The sequence below is a fragment of the Azospirillum sp. Marseille-Q6669 genome, from assembly GCF_965111635.1.
The window spans coordinates 43,014-68,292 of sequence record NZ_CBCOOP010000004.1 but is presented as its reverse complement, the minus strand read 5'-3'; the positions used below and the strand labels follow the sequence as shown (position 1 = coordinate 68,292).

Here is a 25,279-nt window from a genome sequence, read left to right as displayed (position 1 = left end):
CAGTCGGCGCGGCCATCAGTCTGCGTCGACGGTCCGGTCCGCCGGACCCGTGCCGACGATGCGGACCCACAGGTCCTGCCACGCCGCCCCCGACGCGTCACGGGGGGTCTGGAAGGTCTCCACTGGACCGACCAGCCTCCCCGCCGGGTCGACGATGGCCCGGATGCCCCAGAAGCCGAGCGACGAGACGCCGGGCATGCCGTAGCGATGGTCGAGTGCCTGGACCAGAGTGTTCCTGGACTCCAACGGCTGTTCACGCCAAATCAGATTCTCCATCGAGAACCAGCGGAAGACCTCGGCCTCCGGGGTCGCCGCGACCGCCTCGATGGCCGGCGAGCGGTGCCGCTCGAACCGCTCCCACTGGATGCCCCCGTCGCCCAGAACGGAGTGGAAGCCGACCAGCACGGCGTCCGGCGTTTCGGCCACCACCCGGCGCAGCACCGGCTGGAACAGGGTCGGGTAGGCCGTCACCTGGGCCATGCCGCCGGTCTGCGCCCGGGCGATCGCCTCGACGCGATCGTTGATGGCCCAGCCGCCGAGCGTGTAGGCCGACACCAGGATCAGCGCTGTCCCCGCGATGTCCTGCGCCAGGGCCGCCCGCTTGCGGAGCGCGACGCCGGCCGCCAGCGAGAACACTAGGATCAGGCTGTAGGCCGGGTCGATGATCGGCATCGCGTTGATCGCGAAGCGCGTGGTGGTGAGCGGGTAGAGCCACTGCGTCCCATAGGACGTGAAGACGTCGATCACCGGGTGGGTCATCAGCCCCAGGATGGCCAGCCAGATCCAGGCGCGCCGCGCCGCGCCGTCGCCCGACGGGCTGTCCGGACCATGGCGACGGCACTGCCAGCGCCAGACCAGCCAGCCGAGCAGCAGGCCGGCGACCGGGCCGAACAGGATCGAATGGGTCAGGCCGCGGTGATGGACCCAGTTGGCGAAGGGGCCGCCGATCCAGCCGGCGGCGACGTCCAGGTCGGGAATCAGCGCGATGCCGGCGCCGACGGCGAGGGCACGGCGGCCCAGCCGGCGGCGGAAGCCGGCCTGCGCGACCGTGGCCCCGAGAAGCATTTGGGTGACGGTGTCCATGGTCCTCGGTTATGCGCGTGATGCGCCGGGGTCAGGCGCCGGGGGCGATCGCCAGCATCCGTTTCAGCGCGTCCGAAATCTCCTCGACGCGCACGGGTTTGGGCATGATCGCTATGGGGTGCGAAAAGCTCACCTTCAGCTTTTCGGAAATCTCGCCGGTGGCGTAGCCGCTGACCACCACCACGGGCAGGCCGGGCTCCTCGCTCCGCAGGTTGCGGATCAGCTCGTCGCCGGCCATCACCGGCATCTTGAGGTCGGTGACCAGGGCGTCGAAGGAATCGTCCTGCCAGATCTTCAGGGCCTCCTGGCCATTGAAGGCGGTGGTGACCCGGAACCCCTCGTCCATCAGGCCATGCTCCAGCGCCATGATCGCGATGGCTTCATCGTCGACCAGCAGGATGTGGCGGGGTTCGGTCATGGCGGCTCACCGTACAGAGTAAACACAGTCCTGGGTGCAGGACGATGTGGTCCAGCTCCAGGTACGATTGTAACCGGCGGCGCGATGAAAAACAAAGCTGAACGGGCTGTGGTTGTTTCCCCAGCCATTTCGGGGGGCTTCTAGCCCTTGTTCGTTCCGCGGGGATGTGTGCATTCTTCCTGCTGGGAACCGGCACGGTGACGCCGGGGGAAGCCTTCACCAGAGGAAGACCCACGACAAAGGAAGACCCGCGACCTTGAAAATCGGCCTGAGGACGATGCTGATCGCCTGTCTGGGGGGAGTCGGGCTGGCCTTCACGGCCGGCACCGCCGCGATTCTGCAGGTCGAATCCGGGGAGCGGCTCCAGCGTGTGATCGGCGAGCAGCTGCACCTCTACGCGGGCCAAGTCGCCGACAAGCTCGACCGCGGCATGTTCGAACGCTACCGCGATCTTCTCGTCGTGACGAGCCTCGAGACGATCCGCGCGACCCAAACCTCGCGGGATTCGCGGCGCGCCGTCCTTCAGAAGCTCCAGGACAGCTATCCGGACTATGCCTGGATCGGTTTCATCCGGCCGACCGGCCTTCTCGAGGCGGCGACCGGCCGCGTCTACGAAGGCATGGATGTGAGCGCGCGGGACTGGTGGAAGCAGGGGTTCGACCGCCCCTATGTCGGCGACGTGCACGACGCGGTGGTTCTGGCCAAGCTTCTGTACGCCAACCGGATGGAGGTTCCGCGTTTCGTCGATCTGGCGGCGCCGGTGCACGACGAGCAGGGGACGCTGACCGGCGTCGTCGCCGCCCATCTGAGCTGGGATTGGGCGTCGGAGGTCGAACGCTCCGTGCTCGGCCAGATTTCCGAGGACGCCGCGGTCGAGGCGATGATCCTCTCCGCCGACGGCACGGTGATTCTCGGACCCAAAGCCCTGGTGGGCAAGCCGCTGGCCTTCGCGTCGGCGCAAGGGCGGCGCGCGTGGATCGAATCCTGGCCGGACGGGCGCCGCTTCCTGACGAGCGTGGCGCGGACGAAGGGCTACCGGGATTATCCCGGGCTGGGGTGGAGCGTCGTGCTCCGCCAGCCGGTCGATCAGGCGATGGCGCCGGTCGCCGAGCTGCGGAACCGGGTGATCGCCTGGGGAATCGCCGCCAGCCTGCTGGCGGTCCTCGTCGGTCACGTCCTGGCGACGTGGCTGTCGGCGCCCCTGCGCGCCATGTCCAGGGCCGTCGAGGCGGCGGGCCCGGACGGCGCGATGCCCGTCCTGCCGCTGACCGGCCGCTACACCGAGGCGGCGACGCTGTCCGGGGCGCTGCACACCTACGTGAGCGACCTGCAGGAGGCGGACCGGCGGCTCCGCGGCACCGTCGCCGAGAAGACGGTTCTGCTTCGCGAGGTCCATCACCGCGTGAAGAACAACCTTCAGGTGATCTACGGCCTGATGATGGTGGAGATGCGCCGCCTGCCCAAGGGGGACCTGTCGCGGGGACGCATCGAGGCGCTGGCCGGGCGCGTGACCTCGATGGGGCGCCTGCACGAGCAGCTCTACACCTCCGGCGACCTGATGAACGTCGATTTCGGAACGCACCTGCGCCAGCTCTGCGACGCGCTTCAGGAGCTTCATCCGAACGAGGCGATCACCATCCACCCCGACACGGACGACGTGTCCTGCTCCATCGAACTCGCCACACCGCTCGGCCTGATCGCCAACGAACTTGTCGTCAACGCGCTGAAGCACGCCTTTCCGGAGGGGAGAGGCGGGACGGTCACGGTCCGGCTGCGGAAAACGGGTGACCGTCTGACGATGAGCGTGGCCGACGACGGGATCGGCTGCCCGGACATGCCGCCCAAGGGGGGAATCGGTACGACGCTGGTCGACGCGCTGGTTCGGCAGGTCGGCGGCACCATCACCTTCGACGCCCGGTCAGGCTGCATCGCCACGGTCAGCGTTCCGTTCACCGCCGACGCGAACCGTCCCGTCGCCGTTCACGCCTAATGTGATCCCGGCGTCGGGTATGTGCCCAAATCATTTTTGGAAATCCGGACGTTACCGCTCAGTCTTCGCTTGTAAAAGCCGGCGGACCCTCCCATCTGGGACAGATCAAGATTGCTCCGGGGCCTGTTGTCTGCCGCTCCGGCCATCCGCTCTGGGTCTCTTTTTCCCAAAGTGCATTTGATGCCTTCCCGATGACGGGCAGGACAGGGTGTCGATCGGGGACCTGCGGGCGCTTTGAGCGCCGCACACCCCGGATTTCAACACATAACAACAACGGCCGACGGGCTTCGCCCATATCGGCAAGGGGATTCGCATGACCATCAAGCTTCCGACGACCGGAGCGGCCCAGGCCGCCCAACCCCAGCATCAGCGGCCCGTTCCCGTGGCGGAGCCGGCATGGGCGCCGGGGTGGCCCCGCCTCACCCCGCGCGAGATTCGAAAGATCGTTCTCGACACCTTGGGCTGAGCAGCATTTTCGCCAAAAACCCTTTCCACACAAGCAATTGGGAGGACAGCCGCCCTATGCTCGTTCAAGTCCGCGACAACGATGTGGGGGGCGCCCTGCGCGTCCTGAAAAGAAAAATGCAGCGCGAAGGGCTTTTTCGTGAGATGAAGTTGCATCGGCGTTACGAGAAGCCCTCGGAGCGCCGGGCACGGCAGGCGGCGGAATCGGTCCGGCGGCGGCGCAAGCTGCTGCGCAAGCGCCTACTGCGCGAGGGCTATTGACCGTGGCCGCCGATGCTTTAAATTGAGGGACGGCGTCAGGGCCGTCAGCACCCATTCCGGTTCCTCGCCGGACAGACCGTTGGAGACAGGACATAGCTAAACTCTACGATGCGGACCCGGTCCGCGAAGGCCCGCGCATCAATCGGGAAATCACGGCACGCACGGTGCGCCTCGTTGGTGCCAACGGTGAGATGATCGGCGTGGTCTCGCTGCGCGACGCCTTCGACGCTGCGGTCGAGGCTGAACTCGACCTCGTCGAGGTGGCCCCCCAGGCGGAGCCGCCGGTCTGCAAGATCCTCGACTACGGCCGGTTCCGGTTCGAGGAGCAGAAAAAGGCCAACGAGGCCCGCAAGAAGCAGAAGATCATCGAGATCAAGGAGCTGAAGCTCCGGCCGAACATCGATGACCACGATTACGACGTGAAGATGCGGGCGGCGCGGCGCTTCCTCGAAGAGGGCGACAAGGTCAAGATGACCATGCGGTTCCGCGGGCGCGAGATGGCGCACCAGGATCTGGGCATGAACGTGCTGATCCGTGTGCGCGACCAGTTCGAGGACATCGCCAAGGTCGAGCAGATGCCCCGGATGGAAGGGCGCATGATGGTCATGGTCATCGCTCCGCGTTGACCGGCCACTGACCTGCCGGAATGTTTGATAGCAAGGGGACCGCCCTCCGTGGGGCGGTCCCCTTGCGTTTTCAGCGGCCGGCCGCCCTCATCGAACCTACTTTTCATCGGCATCGCTGAACCCAATCGCCGCGGCCCTGTTTAGAAGGCACGGTTGAACGGGAGCCCCCTCGATGCTGCGCCTTCGCCACGGCCTCGCCGTCTCGTGCCTGCTCGCTCTGCTCCCTTCGGGCGGGGGCCTGGCCCAGCAACCGGCGAACGCTCCGCCCCCCACCGTTACGACCGAGGTGGTGCGCGAACGGGACGTCACCCCAACCAGCGAGTTCATCGGTCGCGTCCAGGCGATCCAGGACTTCGAAGCCCGCGCCCGCGTCGAGGGCTTCATCGAGCAGGTGGCCTTCCAGGAAGGCCAGAACGTCACCAAGGACACCCTGCTCTACGTCATCGAGCAGGCCCCCTACCAAGCCGCCGTGGACAGCGCCAAGGCCGACCTCGCCCGCGCCCAGGCGACCCTGCGCGAGGCCCAAAGGGCCTTCCAGCGCGCGCAGGAGTTGCGGACCCGCGGCAACATCTCCCAGGCCGACCTCGATCAGGCCCAGGCGGCGCAGGAGACGGCGGACGCCGACATCATGCAGACGCAGGCCAAGCTGCGGCAGGCGGAGCTGAACCTCGGCTACACGCGCGTTTCTTCGCCCATCGACGGGCGCATCGGGGCCACCGCGATGACGGTGGGCGACCTCGTCAACCCGTCCAGCGGCCCGCTCGCCACCGTCGTCCAGCTCGACCCCATCCGGGTCGTCTTCTCGGTCAGCGACCGTGATGTCCTGCAGGTCCAGCGCGCCGCCCCCGATCTCGCCTCGGCCGACGCGGTGAACCGCTTCGTGCCGGCCCTGCGGTTGGCCGACGGTTCCGAGTACGAGCAGAAGGGCAAGGTCTCCTTTGCCAGCAACCGAATCGACCCGCAGACCGGGACCATCCCCGTCTACGCCGACTTCGCGAACCCCAAGGGATTTCTGCTGCCCGGCCAGTATGTGACCGTCCTGATCCGCCCGGCGCAGACCGAGCGGCAGCCGGTGGTGCCGGTGTCGGCCATCCAGCAGGACCAGCAGGGCAGCTACGTCCTGGTGCTCGACCAGCAGAACCGGGCGCAACGCCGCCCGATCGAGCCCGGGCCGCAGCTCGATCAGGTGATCGCGGTGCCCAAGGGCGTGCAGGCCGGCGAGACCATCATCGTCGGCGGCGCCCAGAAGGTCCGCCCCGGCATGATCGTGCAACCCGAACGAGCCCCCCAGACCGCCCAGCAACCGCGAGGATAAGGCCCATGTTTTCCGGCCTGTTCATCCGGCGCCCGAACCTCGCCATCGTCATCGCGCTGGTCGTGACTATCGCGGGGGCGCTGGCCATCCTGGCCATCCCGGTGGCGCAGTTCCCGCCGATCACGCCGCCCTCGGTGCAGGTCTCCGCCACCTATCCCGGCGCCAACGCCCAAGTCGTCGCCGACAGCGTCGCCGCCCCGATCGAGGCGCAGGTGAACGGGGTGGAGGGCATGCTCTACATGTCCTCGACCAGCACCGACACCGGCGCCTACACGCTGTCGGTCACCTTCGCGCAGGGCACCGACCCGGATCTGGCCCAGATCAACGTGCAGAACCGCCTGTCGCTCGCCACGCCGACCCTGCCAACGGAGGTGTCGCGGCAGGGCGTCACGGTGCGCAAGCAGTCGTCCAACATGCTGATGGCCGTCAACGTCTTCTCGCCCGGCGGCCAGTTCGACCCGATCTTCATCTCCAACTACGCCAGCATCAACCTGCGCGACGCCATCGCGCGGGTGCCCGGCGTCGGCGACGCGCAGGTGATGGGCGCCCTGACCTATGCCATGCGCGTCTGGATGGACCCGAACCGCATGACGGCGCTGGGCATCACCGCGGCGGACGTGGTCGCAGCGATCCAGAACCAGAATCTCCAGGCCTCGGCGGGGCAGATCGGCGCCCCTCCCGTCCCCGACGGCCAGCAGCAGCAGCTGACCATCCTCGCCCGCGGCCGGCTGGACGACCCCAAGCAGTTCGCCGGCATCATCGTGCGCACCAACCCGAACGGCGGCGTGGTGCGGCTGGGCGACATCGGGCGGGTGGAGCTGGGGGCGCAGAGCTATGGTTCGACGGCCAAGCTGGACGGCGACCCGGCGGCGACGCTGGTCGTCTACCAGTCGCCGGACGCCAACGCGCTGGACGTCGCCAAGGCGGTGCGGGCGGAGCTGGACCGGCTGTCCGGCCGCTTCCCGGAAGGGCTGGACTACGCCGTCGTGTTCGATACCACCAGCTTCGTCAGCGCGACGATCGAGGAGATCGTGCTGACGCTGGGCATCACCTTCCTGCTGGTCGTGGTGGTCATCTACGTCTTCCTCCAGGACTGGCGGGCGACGCTGATCCCCACCCTGGCGATTCCGGTGTCGATCATCGGCGTCTTCGCCGTTCTGCTGGTGCTGGGCTACAGCGCCAACACCATCACGTTGTTCGCACTGGTGCTGGCGATCGGGCTGGTCGTGGACGACGCCATCGTGGTGGTCGAGAACGTCCGCCGCGTCATGGAGGAGCATCCCGATCAGCCCGCCCCCTCGGCCAGCCGCATCGCCATGGAGCAGGTGACCGGCGCCATCGTCGCCTCCACCCTGGTGCTGGCCGCGGTGTTCGTGCCGGTGGCCTTCCTGCCCGGCATCACCGGCCAGCTCTACCGGCAGTTCGCGGTCACCATCACCACCGCCTTCCTGATTTCCGGCATGGTGTCGCTGACGCTGACCCCGGCGCTGTGCGGCCTGCTGCTGCGTCCGCCGACCCCGCCCTGGCGCCCGCTGGCCGCCTTCAACCGCGGGCTGGACGGGGTGCGCGACCGCTACGGCGGCCTCGTAGGCTGGCTGTCGCGCAAGCTGGTGATCGGGATCGCCGTCTTTGCCCTGCTGACCGCCGGTGCCTTCCTTCTGCTGCGCGGCCTGCCCACCGCCTTCCTGCCGTCGGAGGACCAGGGATACTTCTTCGTCAATGTCCAATTGCCGAACGCCGCGTCGCTCAGCCGGACGGAGGCGGTGATGAGCGATGTCACCGAGCGGCTGCGCGCGACGCCGGGGGTCGCCCATGTGATCTCCATCGCCGGCTACAGCATCCTCAGCGGGGCCGCCTCCAACGTCGGCCTGCAGATCGTCGTGCTGAAGCCCTGGGGGGAGCGGGGGGCCGCCGAGACGGTGGACGCGCTGCTGGGCCGGCTGAGGCCGCAGCTCGCCGCGGTGCCGCAGGCAACCATCGCCGCCTTCAACCCGCCCTCCATCCCCGGCCTCGGCAGCACCGGCGGGTTCCAGCTCCAGGTGCAGGCGCTGGGCGGGCAATCCGCGCAGCAGCTCGGCGCGGTGCTGCGCGGCCTGCTGGTCGCCGCCAACCAGGACACTCGGCTGTCGGCCGTCTTCAGCACCTTCAGCCCCGACGTGCCGCACCTGTTCGTCGACCTCGACCGCACCAAGGCGGCGCTGCTCGGCGTCTCGCCGGGCGACGTCTTCACCACGCTGCAGTCCCATCTCGGGTCGCGCTACGTCAACGACTTCAACCTCTACGGCCGGGTCTTCCAGGTCCAGGTGCAGGACGCCGCGGAGTACCGGGACGAGGTGGCGGCCATCGACCAGCTGTATGTGCGGAGTTCGTCGGGGGACATGGTGCCGCTGCGCAGCATCGTGACCATCCGCAACACGCTGGCCCCCGACAGCCTCGTCCGCTACGACCAGTTCCTGTCCGCCTCGGTCAACGGCAACCCGGCCCCCGGCGGCAGCTCCGGCCAAGCGCTGGCGGCGATGCAGGAGGTGGCGGACCGCACCCTGCCGGCGGGCTACGCCACGGAATGGACCGGCCTGTCCTATCAGGAAAGCCGCATCGGCAACCAGACGATCATCATCTTCGGGCTGGCGGTGCTGTTCGGCTATCTGTTCCTGGTGGCGCAGTACGAGAACTGGCTGATCCCGCTGGCCGTGCTGCTGTCCGTGGCCATCGCGGTGCTGGGGGCAGGCATCGGGCTGAGCGTCGCCGGCATCGCCAACGACGTCTATGCGCAGATCGGGCTCGTCCTGCTGGTCGGCCTCGCCGCCAAGAACGCCATCCTGATCGTCGAGTTCGCGCGGGAGCAGCGCGCCGCCGGCCACCCCATCATCGATTCCGCGGTGATGGGCGCCCGCCAGCGCTTCCGCGCTGTGCTGATGACGGCGCTGGCCTTCATCCTGGGGGCGGTGCCGCTGCTGGTCGCCACCGGCGCCGGAGCGGCCAGCCGGCGGTCCATCGGCACGACGGTCTTCAGCGGCATGACCGCGGCGACGCTGGTCGGCATCATCTTCGTGCCGGTCCTGTTCGTCGCCTTCCAGCGCCTGACCGAACGGCTGGTTCCACACCGCCCTCCGGCGGACTTGCCTGCGAAGACATTTCCGGCGGAATGACCCGGCCCGGTCCCTGTTGGTCGTCGGACACACCCATGGACCCGGGAGGCACGGACATCATGAGCAGGAGAGGACAGGACCTCTGGTCCACAAGCGGCCTGATCGCCTTCGCCAGCGGTGCCGCCGTGGCGATCCTCGCCAGCCGCCTGCTGCCGCCGGTGGTCGCCCAGGCCGCCGGGACGACGATGGCGCGCGACCCGCTCGACGCCCTGATGGACGACCACCGCCACATCCTGGCGCTGCTCGACGCGATGGAGCGGACGCACACCGGCGAGACCTTCCAGCGGACGCAGTTGCTGCTCCGCCTGAAGCGCCGCCTCGCCGCGCACGCCATGGCCGAGGAGGACGTCGTCTACCCCCTGCTGCACGACCACGCGCATCAGGAGGCGGACGCCCGGCACCTCTACGGCGAGCACGCCGACATGAAGATGCACCTGTACGCCCTCGAGCAGATGCCGAAGGACGATCCCGCGTGGCGGCGGCGCGTCATCGCGCTGAGGCAGCTGATCGCGGAGCATGTCCAGCAGGAGGAGGAGGTCGATTTCCCCAAGCTGCGGAACGCGCTGGACCAGCGGGAGACGGTCCGGCTGTCGGGCCATGTGCAGCGGGAGAAAGCCCTGCTTCTGTAGCGACGCGATACGGCTACGCCTCGGAGTCGGCGGTGATGCCGTGCTTGCGCAGCTTCGCGTAGAGGTTGGTGCGCGACAGGCCGAGGCTCCGCGCGGCCTCCAGCTTGTTGCCCTGCGCGTCCTCGAGCGCGGCGAGGATGAGCGAGCGTTCCAGCTCGTCCATGCTGTCGGCGAGCGGACGCTTGCGCGCCGGCGACGCGGTTGGCCGGGCGGCGGCTCCGGGAAGGATGTCGGCGAAGTCGTCGGCCAGGATGCGCTCGCCTTCGGTGCGCACATAGACCTGCTCGATGACGTTGGCCAGTTCACGGACGTTGCCTGGCCAGTCGTGCCCGCGCAGCGCGTCGAGCGCCGCGGGGGTAAGGTCGCGCATCGGCTGGTCGAGGCTCACCGCCATCCGTTCCGAAAACAGCGAGGCGAGGATTTCCAGGTCCTCCTTGTGGTCGCGCAGCGCCGGCAGTTGGATCGGGAAGACGTTCAGCCGGTAATAGAGGTCTGAGCGGAAGGTGCCGTTCCGCATCATTTCCGGCAGCGGCCGGCTGGTCGCGGCGATGATGCGGACATCAACCTTGATGACCTGATTGGAGCCGAGGGGTTCGACCTCGCGCTCCTGCAGCACGCGCAGCAGCTTGGCCTGAAGCGGCAGCGGCATGTCGCCGATCTCGTCGAGGAACAGCGTGCCGCCGTGCGCGAGTTGGAATTTTCCGGGTCGCGGCTGGCGGCCGGCCCCGGTGTAGGCGCCCGGCGCCACGCCGAAGAACTCCGCCTCCAGCAGGTTTTCGGGAATCGCCGCGACGTTGATGCCGACGAAGGGGCGGTCGACCCGATCCGAGGCCGCGTGTATCGCCTGCGCCACTAGCTCCTTTCCGGTCCCCGTCTCGCCCAGCACCAGCACCGCCGAGTTGATCTGGCCGGCCTTGCGCACCAGCCGCTTGACCTGGAGCATCGCCGGGCTGAAGCCGACGAGGTTCTCGACCGAGTATTTCGGCGCCCGGCTGGCGGCGAGTTCCTGTTCCATCCGCGCGAGCCGCGATTGCAGCTTGTTGAAGCGCTCCGCGATGGGGCGGAGGTAGGTCAGGCTGTTCTTCAGGGCGAAGGCGAGGGCGCCGATGATCTCCCCCTGTTCGTCGCGCAGGGGCAGGCGGCTCACCAGCAGCGTGTGCTCGCCATAGCGCATGATGTCGAGCGGGAAGGAGCGGCCGGTCTCCACCACGTCGCGCATCTGGCTGTGCGGGATGACCCGTTCGATGGGCTGCCCCACCACCTCGGTGAGGGAGCGGATGCCCAACAGCGCCTTGCGCTTGTCATCGAACCAGACGTGCTTATCATTGGACCAGACGATCCGCGCGTCCTTGTCGACAAGGATGGCGCCGTCGATCATCTCGTCGATCATCACCATCAGCGCGCGCGCCGCCGCGAAGTGCTCGTCCCGTCCCGCCGCCATGACCCGCCTCCCGTCGCGTCGTTTCTGTCAATATTCTGAACACTGTTTGTCAAAATTCAGCACACAACGAAAGCCCTATTCGCAGGCCGCTGGCGGCGAAGGGCTCGAATCCACAGGCAATTCGCCCGCTGGCTCGGCCGAAGGCCCTCCATACCAACAATCCCCATCGCTGGCACGCCCCTTGCTTTGATTGCGGCAAGAAAATATGTGCACCGCGAACAATTGGCCGGGCGGCCATCGCGGCGGCGCTCAAGGCAGGGGGGACGCGACAGAAGCATGACGCAGCAGCGTATTGGAATCATCGGCGCCGGTCTGATGGGGCATGGGATCGCCCAGGCCTTCGCCGTCGCAGGGCATCCGGTCGACATCCACGAGCCCGATCCGGGCCGCCGGGCCGGGATCGTCGAACGGGTCCGCGGCAACCTTGAGACTCTGGGAATGGACACCGCCGCCGCGGACCGGGTTCGGCCCTGCGCCTCCCTGGAGAACGCGGTCGGCCAAGCGGACGTCGTCATCGAAGCGGTTCCGGAGGATCTGGCCCTCAAGCAGCGGATCTTCCTGGCGGTCGAGGCCGCCGCCCCACGCCATGCGCTGTTGGCGAGCAACACGTCGGTGATCCCGATCACCCGGATCATGGAACCGCTCCGCGATAAGACCCGCGCCCTGGGCACCCACTGGTGGAACCCGCCGTACCAGATCCCGCTCGTCGAGGTCATCCAGACCGCCGACACCGCCGATGCGGCGGTCGCCGCGATGATCGGGCTGCTGTCCGCCATCGGCAAGACACCGGTGCATGTCCGCAAGGACGTTCCCGGCTTCATCGGCAACCGTTTGCAGCACGCGCTCTGGCGCGAGGCCATCGCGCTCGTCCAGAACGGCGTGTGCGACGCCGAGACGGTGGACGCCGTGGTCAAGGCCAGCTTCGGCCGCCGCCTCGCCGTCCTGGGGCCGTTGGAGAACGCCGACCTCGTCGGCACCGACCTGACCCTGGCGGTGCACGAGCATGTCCTGCCCGACCTCGACCGGACGCCGGAACCGTTGCCCCTGCTGCGCGATCTCGTCGCGTCCGGGCGGCTGGGCATGAAGTCCGGCGCCGGTTTTCGGACCTGGACGGAGGCGCAGCGGACCGAGACCCACGCCCGTCTGGCGGCCCACCTCCAGCGGCTGGACGGCGTCGAGCGCGGGTGACCGCGCGCCGGTCACGCCGTCCTTCCCTTCGAACCGAACCAACACAGAGACTGTCCCATGGCCGCACCACAGAAGGCACCACAGAAGAAGGTGATCATCAGCTGCGCATTGACGGGGTCGATCCACACCCCGACCATGTCGGATGCGCTGCCGGTGACGCCCGATGAGATCGTCGAGCAGGGCGTCGGCGCCGCCGAGGCCGGTGCCGCGATCCTCCACCTGCACGCCCGCGACCCCCGCACCGGGCAGCCGACGCCGGACCCGGCGGTGTTCATGCAGTTCCTGCCGCGCCTCAAGCAGTCCACCGACGCGGTGCTCAACATCACCACCGGCGGTTCGCTCAACATGACGGTGCAGGAGCGCCTTGCCGCCCCGCTCCAGGCCCAGCCGGAGATGTGCTCGCTCAACATGGGCTCGATGAACTTCGGCATCTTTCCGCTGGCCGACCGTTACCAGGGCTGGAAGCACGACTGGGAGGAGCCCTATCTGCGCAGCACCGACGACTTCATCTTCCGCAACACCTTCCGCGACATCGCCTACATCCTGGAGCATCTGGGCGAGGGCTGCGGGACGCGTTTCGAATTCGAGTGCTACGACGTCGGGCATCTCTACAACCTCGCGCATTTCGTCGATCGGGGGCTGGTGAAGCCGCCCTTCTTCGTCCAGACGATCTTCGGCATCCTCGGTGGCATCGGCGCGGAGCAGCGCAACCTCGTCTTCATGCGCGAGACCGCCGACCGGCTGTTCGGGACGGATTACGAATGGTCGGTGCTCGCCGCCGGGCGACACCAGATCCCCTTCACGACCATGGCCGCGGTCATGGGCGGCAACGTCCGGGTCGGGCTGGAGGACAGCCTGTATCTCAGCAAGGGCCGGCTGGCCCGGAACAGCGCGGAGCAGGTGGCGAAGATCCGCCGGATTCTCGAGGAGCTGTCGCTCGAGGTCGCCACCCCCGCCGAGGCGCGCGCGATGCTCGCCCTGAAGGGCGCCGATCAGGTGGCCTTCTGACCTGCAGGACGCCTCATACTTCATGACGCCCGAAAGAAGGACAGAGATGCGAAACAGAAACGCTGTCGTCACCGGCTCCACCACCGGCATCGGACTGGCGACCGCCCGCGAACTGGCCCGCCAGGGCTGCCATGTGATGCTCAACGGCTTCGGCGACCGCGCGGAAATCGACCGGCTGTGCGCGGACATCGCGGCGCAGAGCGGCACGACGATCGTCTATTCGGGGGCCGACCTCAGCCGGCCGGACGAGGCCCGCGCCATGATGGCCGACGCGGCGGCGGCGCTCGGCCCCATCGACATCCTGGTGAACAACGCCGGGGTTCAGCATGTGGCGGCGGTGCACGAGTTTCCCGACGACAAGTGGGACCTGCTGCTCGCGGTCAACCTCAGCGCCGCCTTCCACACCATCAAGGCGGCCCTTCCGGCGATGCGGGAGCGCCGCTGGGGACGCATTGTCAACACGGCGTCGGTGCTCGGCATGGTTGGCGCCCCGCACAAGCCCGCCTATGTCGCGACCAAGCACGGCATCATCGGCCTGACGAAGTCGGTGGCGATCGAGGTGGCGGAGCACGGCATCACCTGCAACGCGGTGTGCCCCGGCACGGTGCTGACCCCGATCATCGAGAAGCAGATCGCCCAGCAGGCGCAGGTCACCGGCCTGCCGGAGGAACGGGTTCTCCAGGCCGTGTTCCTCGACCGCATGCCGACCGGCCGGCTGATCCCGCCGGAGGAGGTCGCCGCCGCCATCGCCTTCCTGTGCTCCGACGCCGCCGCGTCGATCACCGGCACGGCGATCCCCGTGGACGGCGGCTACACGACCCATTGAGTCTCCAACCACCAAGAAAACAACACCTTAGGGAGTGAACCATGCGCAGCACCCGTCTTGCCGGCCTTCTCGCCGGAGTCGCCTTCGCCGCCCTGGCGTCCGGCACGGCCCAGGCCCAGATGTCGGACAACGTCATCAAGATCGGCATGCTGTCCGACCGGTCCGGCATCTACGCCGACATCAACGGCGAGGGCTCGGCGGTGGCCGCACGGCTGGCCGCCGAGGAGTTCGGCAACGCCATCAACGGCACCAAGATCGAGATCATCGTCGGTGACCACCAGAACAAGGCGGACATCGCCGCCAACCTCGCCCGCCAATGGATCGACGTGGAGAAGGTCGACGTCGTCGCCGACGTGCCGAACTCGGCGGCGGCGCTGGCCGTGCAGGGCATCACCAAGGACAAGAAGCGCATCTTCCTGATGTCCGGCCCCGGCTCCACCGATCTGACGGGCAAGGACTGCAGCCCCTACGGCTTCCTGTGGACGTGGGACAACCACGCGGTGGCGTCCTCGACCGCCCGTGCGCTGGTCGAGCAGGGCAAAAAGAGCTGGTTCTTCATCACCGCCGACTACGCTTTCGGCCATTCGCTGGAAACGGAGGCGGTCAACACCGTCAAGCAACTCGGCGGCACCATCAAGGGCAGCGTCCGCCATCCCCTGGCGAGTTCGGACTTCTCGTCCTTCCTGCTGCAGGCCCAGGCCTCGGGTGCGGAGGTGGTCGCCTTCGCCAACGCCGGCGGCGACACCATCAACGCGGTCAAGCAGGCCGCCGAGTTCGGCATTCCCCAGGGCGGCCAGACGCTGGCCGGCCTGCTGCTGAACGTCAACGACATCCACGCGCTGGGCCTCGACACCGCGCAGGGGCTGATGCTGGCGAACTCCTTCTACTGGGACATGAACGACGAGACCCGCGCCTGGTCGAAGAAGTTCGAGGAGCGGACCGGGCGCAAGCCGTCGATGAACCAGGCAGGCGTCTATTCGGCGGTCAAGCATTACCTGAAAGCCGTGCAGGAGGCCGGCACCGACGACGCGGACAAGGTCGCCGCCAAGATGCGCAGCATGCCCATCACCGACATGATGATGAAGGACGCGAAGATCGCCGACAACGGCCGGATCTTCAATGACATGTATCTGGCGCAGATCAAGACGCCGGGCGAGTCGAAGGCGGCCTGGGACTACTTCAAGATCCTCAAGACCATCCCCGGCGAACAGGCCTACATCAACCCGAAGGACAGCGGCTGTCCCCTGGTGAAGTGACGGTGGAAGGGGAGCGAGCTCGCTCCCCTTTCGATGTTCGGTCGTTCCGCGCGGGATCGGTCGTGCAGGCCTCTCCTCGGGCCGGAGCTCACTGGTACTTGGCGTAGACCCAGAGAACGCGGGCGTCCTCGTTCCCCTCCGACACCCAGAGATGGGGGGTGCTGGCGTCGTAATACATGGAATCGCCGGCTTCCAGCCGCAGCGGCTCGTAGATCTGGCTGTGTACCACCAGCGTGCCGGAGAGGACGTGGAGGAACAGCTCCGCGTCGTACTTGGCCCATTCGGGATAGGCGTCGAGCGAGCGGGCGACGACGGTGGTCATGATCGGGCTCATGACCTTGTTCGTCAGGTCCGGGCAGAGCCAGGCGTTGTTGCAGGTGCCGGTCGGGAAGGGGCGGCCCTCCCCCGACCGCGTCACCGAGCGGCGGCCGGCCACGCGCAGCGCCGGGGTCTGCCCACCGATGATCGCCGCCGCGTCCATGTCGAACCCGCCGGCGATCTTCTGGAGGGTGGTGACGGTCGGGGAAAGCTCGTTCCGCTCGATCTTGGACAGGGTGGACACCCCGACCCCGGTGCGGTCGGCCGCCTGCTGGAGCGTCAGCCCCAGCCGCTTGCGCAGATTCTTCAGCCGGACGCCGAGGTCCAGCTCTCCGTCCGCCCCGCTCTGGGAAGGGGAGGAGGCCGCGTCGGGCCGGTCAATCACATCCATTGCGTCGTCCGCCGCCGGTCGTGTCGCGATTCGTCGTACATGCTTGGTCGTCAGGGCGGGCCGCTTCATTGAGGGTCCTCGAACACCAGAAGCTTTCCAGGATTCATCATATGGTCAGGGTCCAGCAACGCTTTGATCTGCGTCATCAGCCGATAGCGCGTCGGGTCGATGGAGCGGGCGAGCCGTTTGCGGTTGCTGAGGCCGATCCCGTGCTCCGCGCTGATTGAACCATCGCAGGCAAGCGTCGCCGTGTCGACGATCTCGTTGATTTGCCCCGCCGCCGTCTCGAACTCGGCGCGGGAGGGGAAGGCGTCGTGGTCGAAATGGATCACCGCGTGGAGGTTGCCGTCGCCGACATGGCCGACGAACAGCAGGCGCGCCTGCAGGAAGGCGGCGCGCACGCCGCGCTCCGTCTCCGCCGCGAACTCGCCGAGCCGGTCGAGCGGCACCACGGTGTCGTAGGAGACGCTGATTCCGGCGACCTTGTTTGCCTCCGACACCGAATGGCGCAGGCGCCACAGCGCCTCGCGCTGCGCTTCGCTCTTGGGGATCACGGCGTCGGCGACGAGGCCGCGCTCCAGCGCGTCGGCAAGGCAATCCTCAAGAATTGAGGACAGATCCATGGCGGCGAAGCTGTCCTCCGCCTCGATCAGCACGTACCAGGGGTGCGGCTCCGCGAAGGGCAGGGTGCAGCCGGGAATGTGGTCGAGCACGAGCTGCATCTGGGAGTGCGACATGACCTCATAGGCGCTGACCCGGTCGCCGAGGCGGGAGCGGACGGCGGCCAGCAACTCCAGCGCCTTGTCGAGATGTCCGGTGCCGGCCATGGCGGTGGCGTTCGCCTGCGGCTGCGGGAACAGCTTCAACACCGCCGCCGTGATGATCCCCAGCGTGCCTTCCGCCCCGATGAACAGGTGGCGCACGGCGTAGCCACTGTTGTCCTTGCGCAGCCGTTTGAGGTCGTTCATCACCGAGCCGTCGGGAAGCACCACCTCCAGCCCCAGCACCATATCGCGCATCGGGCCGTAGCGCAGCACCGCCGTGCCGCCGGCGTTGGTCGCGATGTTGCCGCCGATCTGGCAGCTCCCCTCCGCCCCCAGGCTGAGCGGAAGGAGGCGACCGGCCTCCTGCGCGCGGGCCTGCAGGTCGGCCAGGATGCAGCCGGCTTCCACCGTCATGGTGTTGTCCAGAGCGCTGACCTGCCGGACCCGGTTCAACCGGTCGAGCCGCAGCACCACCGTCTCCTCCGAGAAGGGCGTGGCACCGCCGCACATTCCGGTGTTGCCGCCCTGCGGCACGATCTTCCCGCCATGCTCGCGCACCAGCAGCACGGTCGCCGCCACCTGCTCCGTGTCCGCCGGATAGACGGCGCACAGCGCCGTGCCCTGGTAGCGGCCCCGCCAGTCGCGGGTCAGCGGTTCGAGGTCCGTCGCCTGCGTGACCACATGGCGCTCCCCCAGGAGCGTACGCAGCGACGTCAGCAGTGCCTGTGGGTCACGCATCGGGCAGGTCCTTGTGGCTTCGGGCCGAGAAGCGGGTTCGGGTGCCGGGGCGGAAATCGGTGAAGCGGACAATCGGCCGGGACGATCGGACGTTGACGATACTGTTTCACAGTGTCTAGCATACGAGAAATTGTTCCCGAAAAGATAATTTTTGTCGGAGCAGCACCCAATGGGCATATCCTGCGAATCGTGCGATGCACGCGTCCTTCCCCGGAAGCCGGGGAAATGGCGGTGACCGCGTCGCTCAACATCGCCGAGGCCCGGCAGCGGGCACGGTCCCGCCTCCCGCGCGGCCTGTTCGAGTACATTGACCGCGGCACCGAGGACGAAACCGGCATCGCGACGAGCAAAACGGCCCTTGATGGTCTCGTCTTCAAGCCGCGCATGCTGGTGGACGTGTCGAAACGCGACGCCACCACCCGCCTGTTCGGGGTGAGCCAGCCCATGCCGCTGGTGGTGGCGCCCACCGCCGTGGCCGGGCTGGTCTGGTACGACGGCGAGGTGGAACTGGCCAAGGCCGCCGCCGCGGTCGGCATTCCCTTCTGCGTTTCCACCCAGTCCATCACCTCCGTCGAGCGGATCGCCGGGGAATCCGGGGCTCGGTTGTGGTTCCAGCTCTATGTCTGGCGTAGCCGCGAGCGCACCCGCGAGTTGGTGCGGCGCGCCGAAAGGGCAGGGGCGGAGGCGTTGGTCCTGACCGTGGACACCGCGGTGACGCCCAACCGCGAATACAACATCCGCAACGGCTTCGGCATTCCGATCAAGCCCTCCCTGCGCGCTGGGCTGGATTGCCTCGCCCACCCGCGCTGGTTCGCCGGGGTCTTCGCCAAGTATCTGCGCAACGGCGGCGTGCCGACCTACGCCCACTATCCCGACGAGTTCCGCACAGCGCTGGGTCGGGTCGCCGTCGGCGACGAGATCAGCCTCGCCCAGGACGTGGGGTGGGACGACGTACGGAGCTTGCGGGACGCCTGGAAGGGCAAGCTGATTTTGAAGGGCGTGCTGCGCGCCGACGACGCGGAGAAGGCCGCCGAACTGGGTGTGGACGGGATCGTCGTGTCCAACCACGGCGCCCGCAACCTGGATCACGCCATCCACCCGGTGCGCTGTCTGGCGGACATCGCCGAGCGGGTCGGCGACCGGGTGACGGTTTTGGCCGACAGCGGGGTGCGGCGCGGCAGCCATGTCGCCGGCTATCTGGGGCTCGGCGCGCAGGGCGTGCTTCTCGGCCGTTCCGTTCTCTACGGGCTGGCCACCGGCGGGGCGGCGGGTGCGCAGGCGGTGCTGGAGCTGGTCCGGCGCGAGCTTCTGACCACCATGGGTTTTCTTGGGGCACCGACCGTGGCCGACATCACGGGGACGGTGGAACGGCCACGTTGACGTGTGTTGGCGCGCCTGATTTTATCGGATCGTCACTTTTCATCCATGAAACGATTTGTTGTTGCAGCAAAAGGAAAAATAAGGTCACATCTCCTTGGTCGGAAGCGGACGGGGCCGGATCGAGGTCTCACAAGGGACACTCCATCGCCCCCGTTCCCTCCGGTCCCCACCCAAGCATTGTTCAGGGTGTAGGTTCAGACACGGATTTCCGGCGGCGCGCCGGTCTTTGTCGATTTCATCGAACTCGTTTCATCGCGGTTTTTCGATCGTCCCGAACCGGCTTCCCGCATCGCGGGGGCAAGGCCGCCTTGCGGCCCCGGCACACGGCCAAGCCTCGCTTCAAACGCCACGCTTAGGAAATCCGAGGACCCCATGGCACTCACCCAATCGGAGATCAGCGGCCTGTTCAGCGCCATCGTCACGCCGCTGACGGTCGACGGCTCCGTCGACATCGTCGGCCTGAAGCGGCTGGTGCGCCACCAGCTCGACGCCGGGGCGTCCGGCGTCGTGCCGATTGGCGGCACCGGCGAATACCCCGCCCTGTCGCGGGACGAGCGCAAGCGTGTCGTCGCCGCCTGCGTGGAGGAGGCCGGCGGCAACCCGGTGATTCCCGGCGTGCTGTCCACCGGTTTCCAGGACGCGGTCGAGGCCGGGCGCGACTTCGCCGCCGCCGGGGCCGCCGCGGTGATGACCGTCACCCCCTATTACGCCGCTGGCACCCAGGAAGGCATGCGCGCCTATTTCCGCGCCTACCGCGACGCGGTGGACCTGCCGGTCATGCTCTACCAGATCCCGCGCCGCACCACCGTGGCGGTCACCGCCGAGGGCGTGCAGGCGATGGCGGAGGACGGCTCCATCATCGGCATGAAGTTCTCCTCCTACGACATGCCGGAATTCATCAAGACGATGAAGTACGCCGGCGAGAAGATCTCCGTGCTGAGCGGCGAGGAGCCGCTGTTTGCCACCCACGTCGCGCTGGGCGCGCGGGGCGGCGTGCTGGCCTCGGCGACCATCTACCCGAAGATCTGGCTGCGCATCTTCGCGCTGGCGCGCGCCGGCAAGCTGAACGAGGCGCTGGCCGAGCAGACCCAGATCGACCCGGTGGTGAATTCCATCTTCCTGGAAACCAACCCCGGCCCGCTGAAGGCCTTCATGGCGATGGCCGGCATGCCGGTCGGCGGGGTGCGGCTGCCGCTGACCGCGCCGACCGCCGAGACCACCGAGAAGCTCCAGGCCGTCGCCCGGCACGCGCGCGACATCGCGCTCGCCTGACGGCCGAAAGGAACACTTCGGGCGCTCCTTCTCCTGGGAAGCGCTCCAACAACGCGAAGCCGCGGCGGCGGCCGGTCAACGAACACGGAATGGCCTGAGCACAGGTAAAGACACACACGTCACGACACATCCGGTCGGACAGCCCGACGGACCACAAGGGAGACGGACATGGTGAATCGCAGGGAACTGGCTGGGTTTCTGGGCGCCGGCGCGGCGATCGGGGCTTTCGGGGCCACCATGGCGGCGGGCATCGCCCCGGCCGCGGCGCAGGAGGGCGGCAGCTCCTTCGACCGGGTCCTGAAGGCCAAGAAGCTGCGCATCGGCGGTGTGGCGACCGGCGCCCCCTGGATCATGAAGGACCAGACGACCGGCCAGTGGTCGGGCCAGTTCTGGGACATCGGATCGGCGCTCGCCGCCGACATGGACGTCGGCATCGAGGTGGTCGAGACCACCTGGGGCAACGCCATCCTCGACCTCCAGGCCAACAAGATCGACGTCATGTTCGGCATGAACCCGACGCCCAAACGCGCCCTGGCCGTCGACTTCACGGTTCCGGTCTACAACAGCGCCTTGGTCGTCATCGCCAAGCCGGGCTTCGAGCCGAAAAGCTGGGCCGACATGAACAAGCCGGAGGTGAAGATCGCGGTGGACGTCGGTTCCGCCCACGATCAGGTGGCCAGCCGCCTGTGCCCGAACGCCCAGATCATCCGCTTCAAGTCGCTGGACGAGGCGACGCTGGCCGTGCGCAGCGGCCGGGCCGACGCCCAGTCGATCTTCTGGATGGGCGGCGTTCGCGCGGTGAAGCGCGACCCGTCGCTGGGCAAGGTGGTGGTGCCGCGCCCGGTCTTCGGCTCGACCTCCAACGCGGCGGTGCGGCGCGAGCCGGACAAGACACTGCGTGACTTCGTGAACACCTGGATCGTCTACGCCCAGGGCCTGGGCCTGATCCGCGAGGCCGTGGTGAACAGCCTTGCCAAGGTGGACATCGCCATGAGCGACATCCCGGAAGGCATCACTTTCTGACGGACCGCGGTTCCGATGGCGCACGGCGGCCGGCCTCGCGGGGATTCGGCCGCCGTTCCGAAGTTTTGCAAGCAGGCCCGCCATGTACACCTTCAACTTCGAGATGCTCTGGGGATACCGCTGGCTGTTCCTCAACGGCACGCTGGTCACCATCGGCCTGACGGCCGCCGTCGTCGTGCTGGGCCTGTTGCTGGGGCTGGTCGGCGGGCTGGCCCAGCTCTCGCGCTTCGCCGTGCTGCGCTGGATCTCCTGGGCCTACATCGAGCTGTTCCGCTGCACGCCCCTGCTGGTGCAACTGCTGTGGTTCTACTACGCGCTGCCGATGCTGACCGGCATCCAGATCGACGCGGTGACGGCCTCCGTCCTCACCCTGTCGCTCTACGGCGGGTCCTTCTACGCGGAGGTGATCCGGGGCGGCGTGGTCTCCATCGAGGCCGGACAGTCGGAGGCCGGGCTGGCGCTCGGCATGACGCCGGCCAAGGTGATGCGGCGCATCGTGCTGCCCCAGGCGGTCAAGCGCATGATCCCGCCACTGATGAACCAGTCGATCATCCAGTTCAAGAACACCTCGCTGGTCTCGGTGGTGGCGGTGCCCGACCTTCTCTACCAGGGGCAGGTCGCCGCGACGGACACCTTCCGCCCGCTGGAGGTCTACACGATCGTCGCGCTGATCTACTTCGTCGTGTTGGTCCCCCTGACGGCCATCGTGAAGCGGGGCGAGAAGCAGCTCCAGACGGGTCATTGAAGGTTCTGGTCACTGATGCTTCCCCGGCGATCCAACGCGAGAGGCCCCTTTCCATGAACACCCCCAAGATCGAAGTCGCCGGGCTGAGGAAGCAGTTCGGCGAACTGGTCGTCCTGCGTGACATCAACCTGAAGATCGACCCCGGCGCCGTTGTCGCGCTGATCGGCCCCTCGGGGTCAGGCAAGTCCACGCTGCTGCGCTGCCTCAACCTGCTGGTGGTGCCGAACGGCGGCCGCATCCGCATCGGCGACGACGCCTTCGACTTCGAAAAGGGCAGGGCGCTGCCCCGGCCCAAGGCACAGGCGAAGTTCCGCTCCAACACCGGCATGGTGTTCCAGCACTTCAACCTGTTCCCGCACATGACCGTGCTCGGCAACGTGATGGAGGGGCCGGTCTCCGCCAAGAACATGCCGAAGGCGCAGGCCGAGGCGATCGGGCGCCGGCTGCTCGCCAAGGTCGGGCTGGCCGACAAGGCCGACGCCTACCCGGACCGGCTGTCCGGCGGGCAGAAGCAGCGCGTCGCCATCGCCCGCGCGCTCGCCATGGAGCCGGAGGTGATGCTGTTCGACGAGGCGACCTCCGCCCTTGACCCCGAGCTGGTGTCGGAGGTGCTGGGGGTGATGCGCGACCTCGCCGCCGAGGGCATGACCATGATCATCGTGACCCACGAGATCGCCTTCGCCCGCGAGGTCGCCGACCGCGTGATCTTCATGCGCGACGGCGTGATCGTGGAGGAGGGCCCGGCCCGCGACGTCATCGACCGGCCACAGCAGGAGGCCACCCGCGCCTTCCTCAGCCACTTCCACACACGCGGCTGAATCCGGGGGCTGAATCCGGTTCAGGTCTGCTCGGGCAGGCGGAAGGTGGCTACGGCGTCGCGGAACCCCCCCAGGAAATCCTGCGCGAGGGTGGACAGCGACCGCTGTGCCGAATGCAGCACCACCATTTCGAAGGTGATGGCCGGCTCGAAGGGGCGGATGGCAACGCCGCGCCCCGCATACTCCTGCGCCGTGAAGGGATCGACGATGGAGATTCCCGCCCCGGCGGCGACCATGGCGCAGGCGATCATGGTGAGCTGTGTCTCCACCCGCATGGTCCGGGCGACGCCGTGCTCGGCGAACATTGCGTCGACGGAATAGCGCATCAGTGTGGCGGCGCCGAGCGCGATGAAGGCTTCGCCCGCGAAATCCTCCGGGACCAGCCGCTTGCGCGCGGCCAACGGGTGGTTGCTCGGCACCACGGCGACCGCCCGCACCCTGGGCATCCGTTCGCACAGCACCGTCGCGTGCTCCACCGCCGACTGGCCGAAGCCCAATTCGCACTGGCCGGCGGCCACCCAATCGAGCACCTGGGGGGAACTGCTGCCCCACAGCGACACATCCACCCGCGGCCGCTCCTCAAGGAAGCGGGCGACGAAGCGCGGCAGGAAGCCGATGGCCATCGCCGGCATGGCGGCCACGCGGAGCGTGCCGGCCCGCCGCTCCTGGAGGTCGCGCGCCGCCTGCTCGATCCGCTCCAGCCCGACGAAGGACCGCTCCACCTCCTGGTACAGGGACATCGCCTCGCTGGTCGGCGCGATGCGCGAGCCGCGCCGCTCGAACAGCGTCAGCTTCAGCGCGTATTGCAGGTCGGCGATCAGGCGGCTGACCGCCGGCTGCGAGATGTTCAACAATTCCGCCGCTGCGGTGATTCCGCCGGTCAGCATGACGGCGCGGAACGCCTCGATCTGGCGCGGATTCAGCATTCAAGAGTGGCCCAACGGTGTCGGATGCGTTGCAGCATAACATTCGGTTATAGACACCACAAACAATTCGATTTGACGATTATGCCAGAGGGGCGCGACGCTCCGGGGGTGCGACAAAACGCGCAACCGCGGCGAAACGAACCGGAACAGGAGAGGGACAGATGCGAGCGTTGGTGTACGGCCTGATGGCAACCGCCGCCCTGGGGTGTGGCGCCGCGCAGGCGCAGCAGAAGACCCTGTATGTCGCCGCCTATGGCGGGTCCTTCGAGCAGACCATGCGCAAGGACATCATCCCGGCCTTCGAGAGCAAGACGGGCATGAAGGTCGAGTATGTCGCCGGCAATTCCACCGACAACCTCGCTAAGCTCCAGGCCCAGAAGGGGAACCAGCAGATCGACGTGGTGATCCTGGACGACGGGCCGATGTATCAGGCGGTGGCGCTGGGCTTCTGCGCCGACATCGCCAAGGCGCCGGTCTACGACGATCTCTACGATCTGGCGAAGATCCCGTCGGGCAAGGCGGTCAGCGTCGGCGCGGTCGGCACCGGCATCGTCTACAACAAGAAGGTCTTCGACGAGAACGGCTGGGCCGCCCCCGCCTCCTGGAAGGACATCGAGGACGCCAAGTTCCGCAAGAAGCTGGTCGTCCCGCCGATCAACAACAGCTACGGCCTGCACGCGCTGGTGATGATGGCGCGGCTCGACGGCGGCGGCGAGAAGAACATTGATCCCGGCTTCAAGGCTTTCAAGGACAAGGTGAACCCGAACGTGCTCGCCTACGAGCCGTCGCCGGGCAAGATGACCGAGCTGTTCCAGAGCGGGCAGGCCACCGTCGCCGTCTGGGGCTCGGGCCGCGCCAAGGCGCTGGCCGACACCGGCTTCCCCGCCGCCTTCGTCTATCCCAAGGAGGGCGGCGTCGTGCTGGCCTCGGCGGCCTGCGCGATCACCGGCAGCAAGCAGGCGGCGGAAGCCCAGCAGTTCATCCAGCACATGCTGTCGCCGGAGGTGCAGACCGTGATGGCGACCGGCGCCGGCTTCGGCCCGGTGAACAAGACCGTCACCCTGACCGCCGACCAGCAGGTGGGCATCCCCTACGGCCCCGAGCAGATGGGCAAGCTGCTGGTGGTCGACTGGGACACCATCAACGCCAACCGCGAGGCCTGGAACAAGCGCTGGACCCGCGAGATCGAGCGCTGACCGCCGCTTCCGGCCCGCACCCGCGGCGGGCCGGAATTTTCCAGGCTCCTTGG

Annotated in this window: 22 protein-coding genes; 16 read left to right on the top strand and 6 right to left on the bottom strand. The window is 67.8% G+C overall.

Annotated elements, in window-relative coordinates:
- Window positions 1–15 precede the first annotated feature (15 nt).
- A complete protein-coding gene (locus ACWPXE_RS21675; RefSeq protein WP_454019438.1) occupies window positions 16–1,083 on the bottom strand; it encodes a metal-dependent hydrolase in 1,068 nt (355 codons plus the stop codon).
- Window positions 1,084–1,114: 31 nt separating this feature from the next.
- A complete protein-coding gene (locus tag ACWPXE_RS21670; protein ID WP_454019437.1) occupies window positions 1,115–1,501 on the bottom strand; it encodes a response regulator in 387 nt (128 codons plus the stop codon).
- Between the two features lie 256 nt (window positions 1,502–1,757).
- Here ACWPXE_RS21670 and ACWPXE_RS21665 point away from each other — a divergent pair, with 256 nt between their 5' ends.
- The 6 genes from ACWPXE_RS21665 to ACWPXE_RS21640 all read left to right on the top strand — a co-directional run bounded on the left by ACWPXE_RS21665 (window position 1,758) and on the right by ACWPXE_RS21640 (window position 9,936).
- Entirely contained in the window at window positions 1,758–3,491 is a 1,734-nt protein-coding gene (locus ACWPXE_RS21665) for a sensor histidine kinase (RefSeq protein WP_454019436.1), read from the top strand.
- 522 nt (window positions 3,492–4,013) lie between these two features.
- On the top strand, window positions 4,014–4,217 hold the full coding sequence (gene rpsU / locus ACWPXE_RS21660; protein WP_035673681.1) for a 30S ribosomal protein S21: 204 nt from the start codon (window positions 4,014–4,016) through the stop codon (window positions 4,215–4,217).
- 92 nt (window positions 4,218–4,309) lie between these two features.
- The gene (gene infC, locus ACWPXE_RS21655) at window positions 4,310–4,843 is read left to right on the top strand and encodes a translation initiation factor IF-3 (RefSeq protein WP_035673684.1); all 534 of its coding nucleotides are present in this window, start codon (window positions 4,310–4,312) and stop codon (window positions 4,841–4,843) included.
- A gap of 172 nt (window positions 4,844–5,015) precedes the next feature.
- Window positions 5,016–6,158 carry an efflux RND transporter periplasmic adaptor subunit gene (locus tag ACWPXE_RS21650; RefSeq protein WP_454019435.1) on the top strand — a complete coding sequence of 381 codons (1,143 nt, stop codon included), beginning with the start codon at window positions 5,016–5,018 and terminating at the stop codon, window positions 6,156–6,158.
- Between the two features lie 5 nt (window positions 6,159–6,163).
- The gene (locus ACWPXE_RS21645; protein ID WP_454019434.1) at window positions 6,164–9,307 is read left to right on the top strand and encodes an efflux RND transporter permease subunit; all 3,144 of its coding nucleotides are present in this window, start codon (window positions 6,164–6,166) and stop codon (window positions 9,305–9,307) included.
- A gap of 59 nt (window positions 9,308–9,366) precedes the next feature.
- Window positions 9,367–9,936 (top strand): hemerythrin domain-containing protein, encoded by a 570-nt coding sequence (locus ACWPXE_RS21640; protein ID WP_454019433.1) that lies wholly within the window; start codon window positions 9,367–9,369, stop codon window positions 9,934–9,936.
- A gap of 13 nt (window positions 9,937–9,949) precedes the next feature.
- Here the strand turns inward: ACWPXE_RS21640 and ACWPXE_RS21635 are convergent, their stop codons facing one another.
- A complete protein-coding gene (locus ACWPXE_RS21635) occupies window positions 9,950–11,377 on the bottom strand; it encodes a sigma-54 interaction domain-containing protein (RefSeq protein WP_454019432.1) in 1,428 nt (475 codons plus the stop codon).
- A gap of 276 nt (window positions 11,378–11,653) precedes the next feature.
- Here ACWPXE_RS21635 and ACWPXE_RS21630 point away from each other — a divergent pair, with 276 nt between their 5' ends.
- The 4 genes from ACWPXE_RS21630 to ACWPXE_RS21615 are packed head-to-tail and all read left to right on the top strand — an operon-like array spanning window position 11,654 to window position 15,655.
- Window positions 11,654–12,565 carry a 3-hydroxyacyl-CoA dehydrogenase family protein gene (locus ACWPXE_RS21630; protein WP_454019431.1) on the top strand — a complete coding sequence of 304 codons (912 nt, stop codon included), beginning with the start codon at window positions 11,654–11,656 and terminating at the stop codon, window positions 12,563–12,565.
- Between the two features lie 57 nt (window positions 12,566–12,622).
- Window positions 12,623–13,573 carry a BKACE family enzyme gene (locus ACWPXE_RS21625; RefSeq protein WP_040137487.1) on the top strand — a complete coding sequence of 317 codons (951 nt, stop codon included), beginning with the start codon at window positions 12,623–12,625 and terminating at the stop codon, window positions 13,571–13,573.
- A 46-nt stretch (window positions 13,574–13,619) separates the two neighbouring features.
- Window positions 13,620–14,399, top strand: coding sequence for a 3-hydroxybutyrate dehydrogenase (locus tag ACWPXE_RS21620; protein WP_454019430.1), 780 nt, complete (start codon window positions 13,620–13,622; stop codon window positions 14,397–14,399).
- A 41-nt stretch (window positions 14,400–14,440) separates the two neighbouring features.
- Window positions 14,441–15,655, top strand: a complete 1,215-nt coding sequence (locus tag ACWPXE_RS21615; protein WP_454019429.1) for an ABC transporter substrate-binding protein — start codon at window positions 14,441–14,443, stop codon at window positions 15,653–15,655.
- An 88-nt stretch (window positions 15,656–15,743) separates the two neighbouring features.
- On the opposite strand, the gene ACWPXE_RS21610 is transcribed toward ACWPXE_RS21615, so the two are convergent.
- Window positions 15,744–16,364, bottom strand: a complete 621-nt coding sequence (locus tag ACWPXE_RS21610) for a helix-turn-helix domain-containing protein (protein ID WP_454019428.1) — start codon at window positions 16,362–16,364, stop codon at window positions 15,744–15,746.
- A gap of 65 nt (window positions 16,365–16,429) precedes the next feature.
- Window positions 16,430–17,866, bottom strand: a complete 1,437-nt coding sequence (locus ACWPXE_RS21605; protein ID WP_454019427.1) for an FAD-binding oxidoreductase — start codon at window positions 17,864–17,866, stop codon at window positions 16,430–16,432.
- A gap of 225 nt (window positions 17,867–18,091) precedes the next feature.
- On the opposite strand from ACWPXE_RS21605, the gene ACWPXE_RS21600 reads away from it, so the two are divergent.
- The 5 genes from ACWPXE_RS21600 to ACWPXE_RS21580 all read left to right on the top strand — a co-directional run bounded on the left by ACWPXE_RS21600 (window position 18,092) and on the right by ACWPXE_RS21580 (window position 23,104).
- On the top strand, window positions 18,092–19,246 hold the full coding sequence (locus ACWPXE_RS21600; RefSeq protein ID WP_454019426.1) for an alpha-hydroxy acid oxidase: 1,155 nt from the start codon (window positions 18,092–18,094) through the stop codon (window positions 19,244–19,246).
- A gap of 372 nt (window positions 19,247–19,618) precedes the next feature.
- Window positions 19,619–20,518, top strand: coding sequence for a 4-hydroxy-tetrahydrodipicolinate synthase (gene dapA / locus ACWPXE_RS21595; RefSeq protein WP_454019425.1), 900 nt, complete (start codon window positions 19,619–19,621; stop codon window positions 20,516–20,518).
- Window positions 20,519–20,686: 168 nt separating this feature from the next.
- Window positions 20,687–21,541 carry a transporter substrate-binding domain-containing protein gene (locus ACWPXE_RS21590; RefSeq protein ID WP_454019424.1) on the top strand — a complete coding sequence of 285 codons (855 nt, stop codon included), beginning with the start codon at window positions 20,687–20,689 and terminating at the stop codon, window positions 21,539–21,541.
- Between the two features lie 82 nt (window positions 21,542–21,623).
- A complete protein-coding gene (locus ACWPXE_RS21585; RefSeq protein WP_200486375.1) occupies window positions 21,624–22,286 on the top strand; it encodes an amino acid ABC transporter permease in 663 nt (220 codons plus the stop codon).
- A gap of 53 nt (window positions 22,287–22,339) precedes the next feature.
- A complete protein-coding gene (locus tag ACWPXE_RS21580) occupies window positions 22,340–23,104 on the top strand; it encodes an amino acid ABC transporter ATP-binding protein (protein ID WP_137143617.1) in 765 nt (254 codons plus the stop codon).
- Between the two features lie 20 nt (window positions 23,105–23,124).
- Here ACWPXE_RS21580 and ACWPXE_RS21575 read toward each other — a convergent pair whose 3' ends face one another.
- Window positions 23,125–24,030 carry a LysR substrate-binding domain-containing protein gene (locus ACWPXE_RS21575; protein ID WP_454019423.1) on the bottom strand — a complete coding sequence of 302 codons (906 nt, stop codon included), beginning with the start codon at window positions 24,028–24,030 and terminating at the stop codon, window positions 23,125–23,127.
- 161 nt (window positions 24,031–24,191) lie between these two features.
- On the opposite strand from ACWPXE_RS21575, the gene ACWPXE_RS21570 reads away from it, so the two are divergent.
- Entirely contained in the window at window positions 24,192–25,226 is a 1,035-nt protein-coding gene (locus ACWPXE_RS21570; RefSeq protein WP_454019422.1) for an ABC transporter substrate-binding protein, read from the top strand.
- Window positions 25,227–25,279 lie beyond the last annotated feature (53 nt).

Excerpts from the sequence above, each read along its gene's own strand:
- ACWPXE_RS21675 (WP_454019438.1), bottom strand. The coding sequence starts at position 1,083 with ATGGACACCGTCACCCAAATGCTTCTCGGGGCCACGGTCGCGCAGGCC.
- ACWPXE_RS21670 (WP_454019437.1), bottom strand. The coding sequence starts at position 1,501 with ATGACCGAACCCCGCCACATCCTGCTGGTCGACGATGAAGCCATCGCG.
- rpsU (WP_035673681.1), top strand. The coding sequence starts at position 4,014 with ATGCTCGTTCAAGTCCGCGACAACGATGTGGGGGGCGCCCTGCGCGTC.
- ACWPXE_RS21650 (WP_454019435.1), top strand. The coding sequence starts at position 5,016 with ATGCTGCGCCTTCGCCACGGCCTCGCCGTCTCGTGCCTGCTCGCTCTG.
- ACWPXE_RS21645 (WP_454019434.1), top strand. The coding sequence starts at position 6,164 with ATGTTTTCCGGCCTGTTCATCCGGCGCCCGAACCTCGCCATCGTCATC.
- ACWPXE_RS21640 (WP_454019433.1), top strand. The coding sequence starts at position 9,367 with ATGAGCAGGAGAGGACAGGACCTCTGGTCCACAAGCGGCCTGATCGCC.
- ACWPXE_RS21635 (WP_454019432.1), bottom strand. The coding sequence starts at position 11,377 with ATGGCGGCGGGACGGGACGAGCACTTCGCGGCGGCGCGCGCGCTGATG.
- ACWPXE_RS21630 (WP_454019431.1), top strand. The coding sequence starts at position 11,654 with ATGACGCAGCAGCGTATTGGAATCATCGGCGCCGGTCTGATGGGGCAT.
- ACWPXE_RS21625 (WP_040137487.1), top strand. The coding sequence starts at position 12,623 with ATGGCCGCACCACAGAAGGCACCACAGAAGAAGGTGATCATCAGCTGC.
- ACWPXE_RS21620 (WP_454019430.1), top strand. The coding sequence starts at position 13,620 with ATGCGAAACAGAAACGCTGTCGTCACCGGCTCCACCACCGGCATCGGA.
- ACWPXE_RS21615 (WP_454019429.1), top strand. The coding sequence starts at position 14,441 with ATGCGCAGCACCCGTCTTGCCGGCCTTCTCGCCGGAGTCGCCTTCGCC.
- ACWPXE_RS21610 (WP_454019428.1), bottom strand. The coding sequence starts at position 16,364 with ATGGATGTGATTGACCGGCCCGACGCGGCCTCCTCCCCTTCCCAGAGC.
- ACWPXE_RS21605 (WP_454019427.1), bottom strand. The coding sequence starts at position 17,866 with ATGCGTGACCCACAGGCACTGCTGACGTCGCTGCGTACGCTCCTGGGG.
- ACWPXE_RS21600 (WP_454019426.1), top strand. The coding sequence starts at position 18,092 with ATGGCGGTGACCGCGTCGCTCAACATCGCCGAGGCCCGGCAGCGGGCA.
- dapA (WP_454019425.1), top strand. The coding sequence starts at position 19,619 with ATGGCACTCACCCAATCGGAGATCAGCGGCCTGTTCAGCGCCATCGTC.
- ACWPXE_RS21590 (WP_454019424.1), top strand. The coding sequence starts at position 20,687 with ATGGTGAATCGCAGGGAACTGGCTGGGTTTCTGGGCGCCGGCGCGGCG.
- ACWPXE_RS21585 (WP_200486375.1), top strand. The coding sequence starts at position 21,624 with ATGTACACCTTCAACTTCGAGATGCTCTGGGGATACCGCTGGCTGTTC.
- ACWPXE_RS21580 (WP_137143617.1), top strand. The coding sequence starts at position 22,340 with ATGAACACCCCCAAGATCGAAGTCGCCGGGCTGAGGAAGCAGTTCGGC.
- ACWPXE_RS21575 (WP_454019423.1), bottom strand. The coding sequence starts at position 24,030 with ATGCTGAATCCGCGCCAGATCGAGGCGTTCCGCGCCGTCATGCTGACC.
- ACWPXE_RS21570 (WP_454019422.1), top strand. The coding sequence starts at position 24,192 with ATGCGAGCGTTGGTGTACGGCCTGATGGCAACCGCCGCCCTGGGGTGT.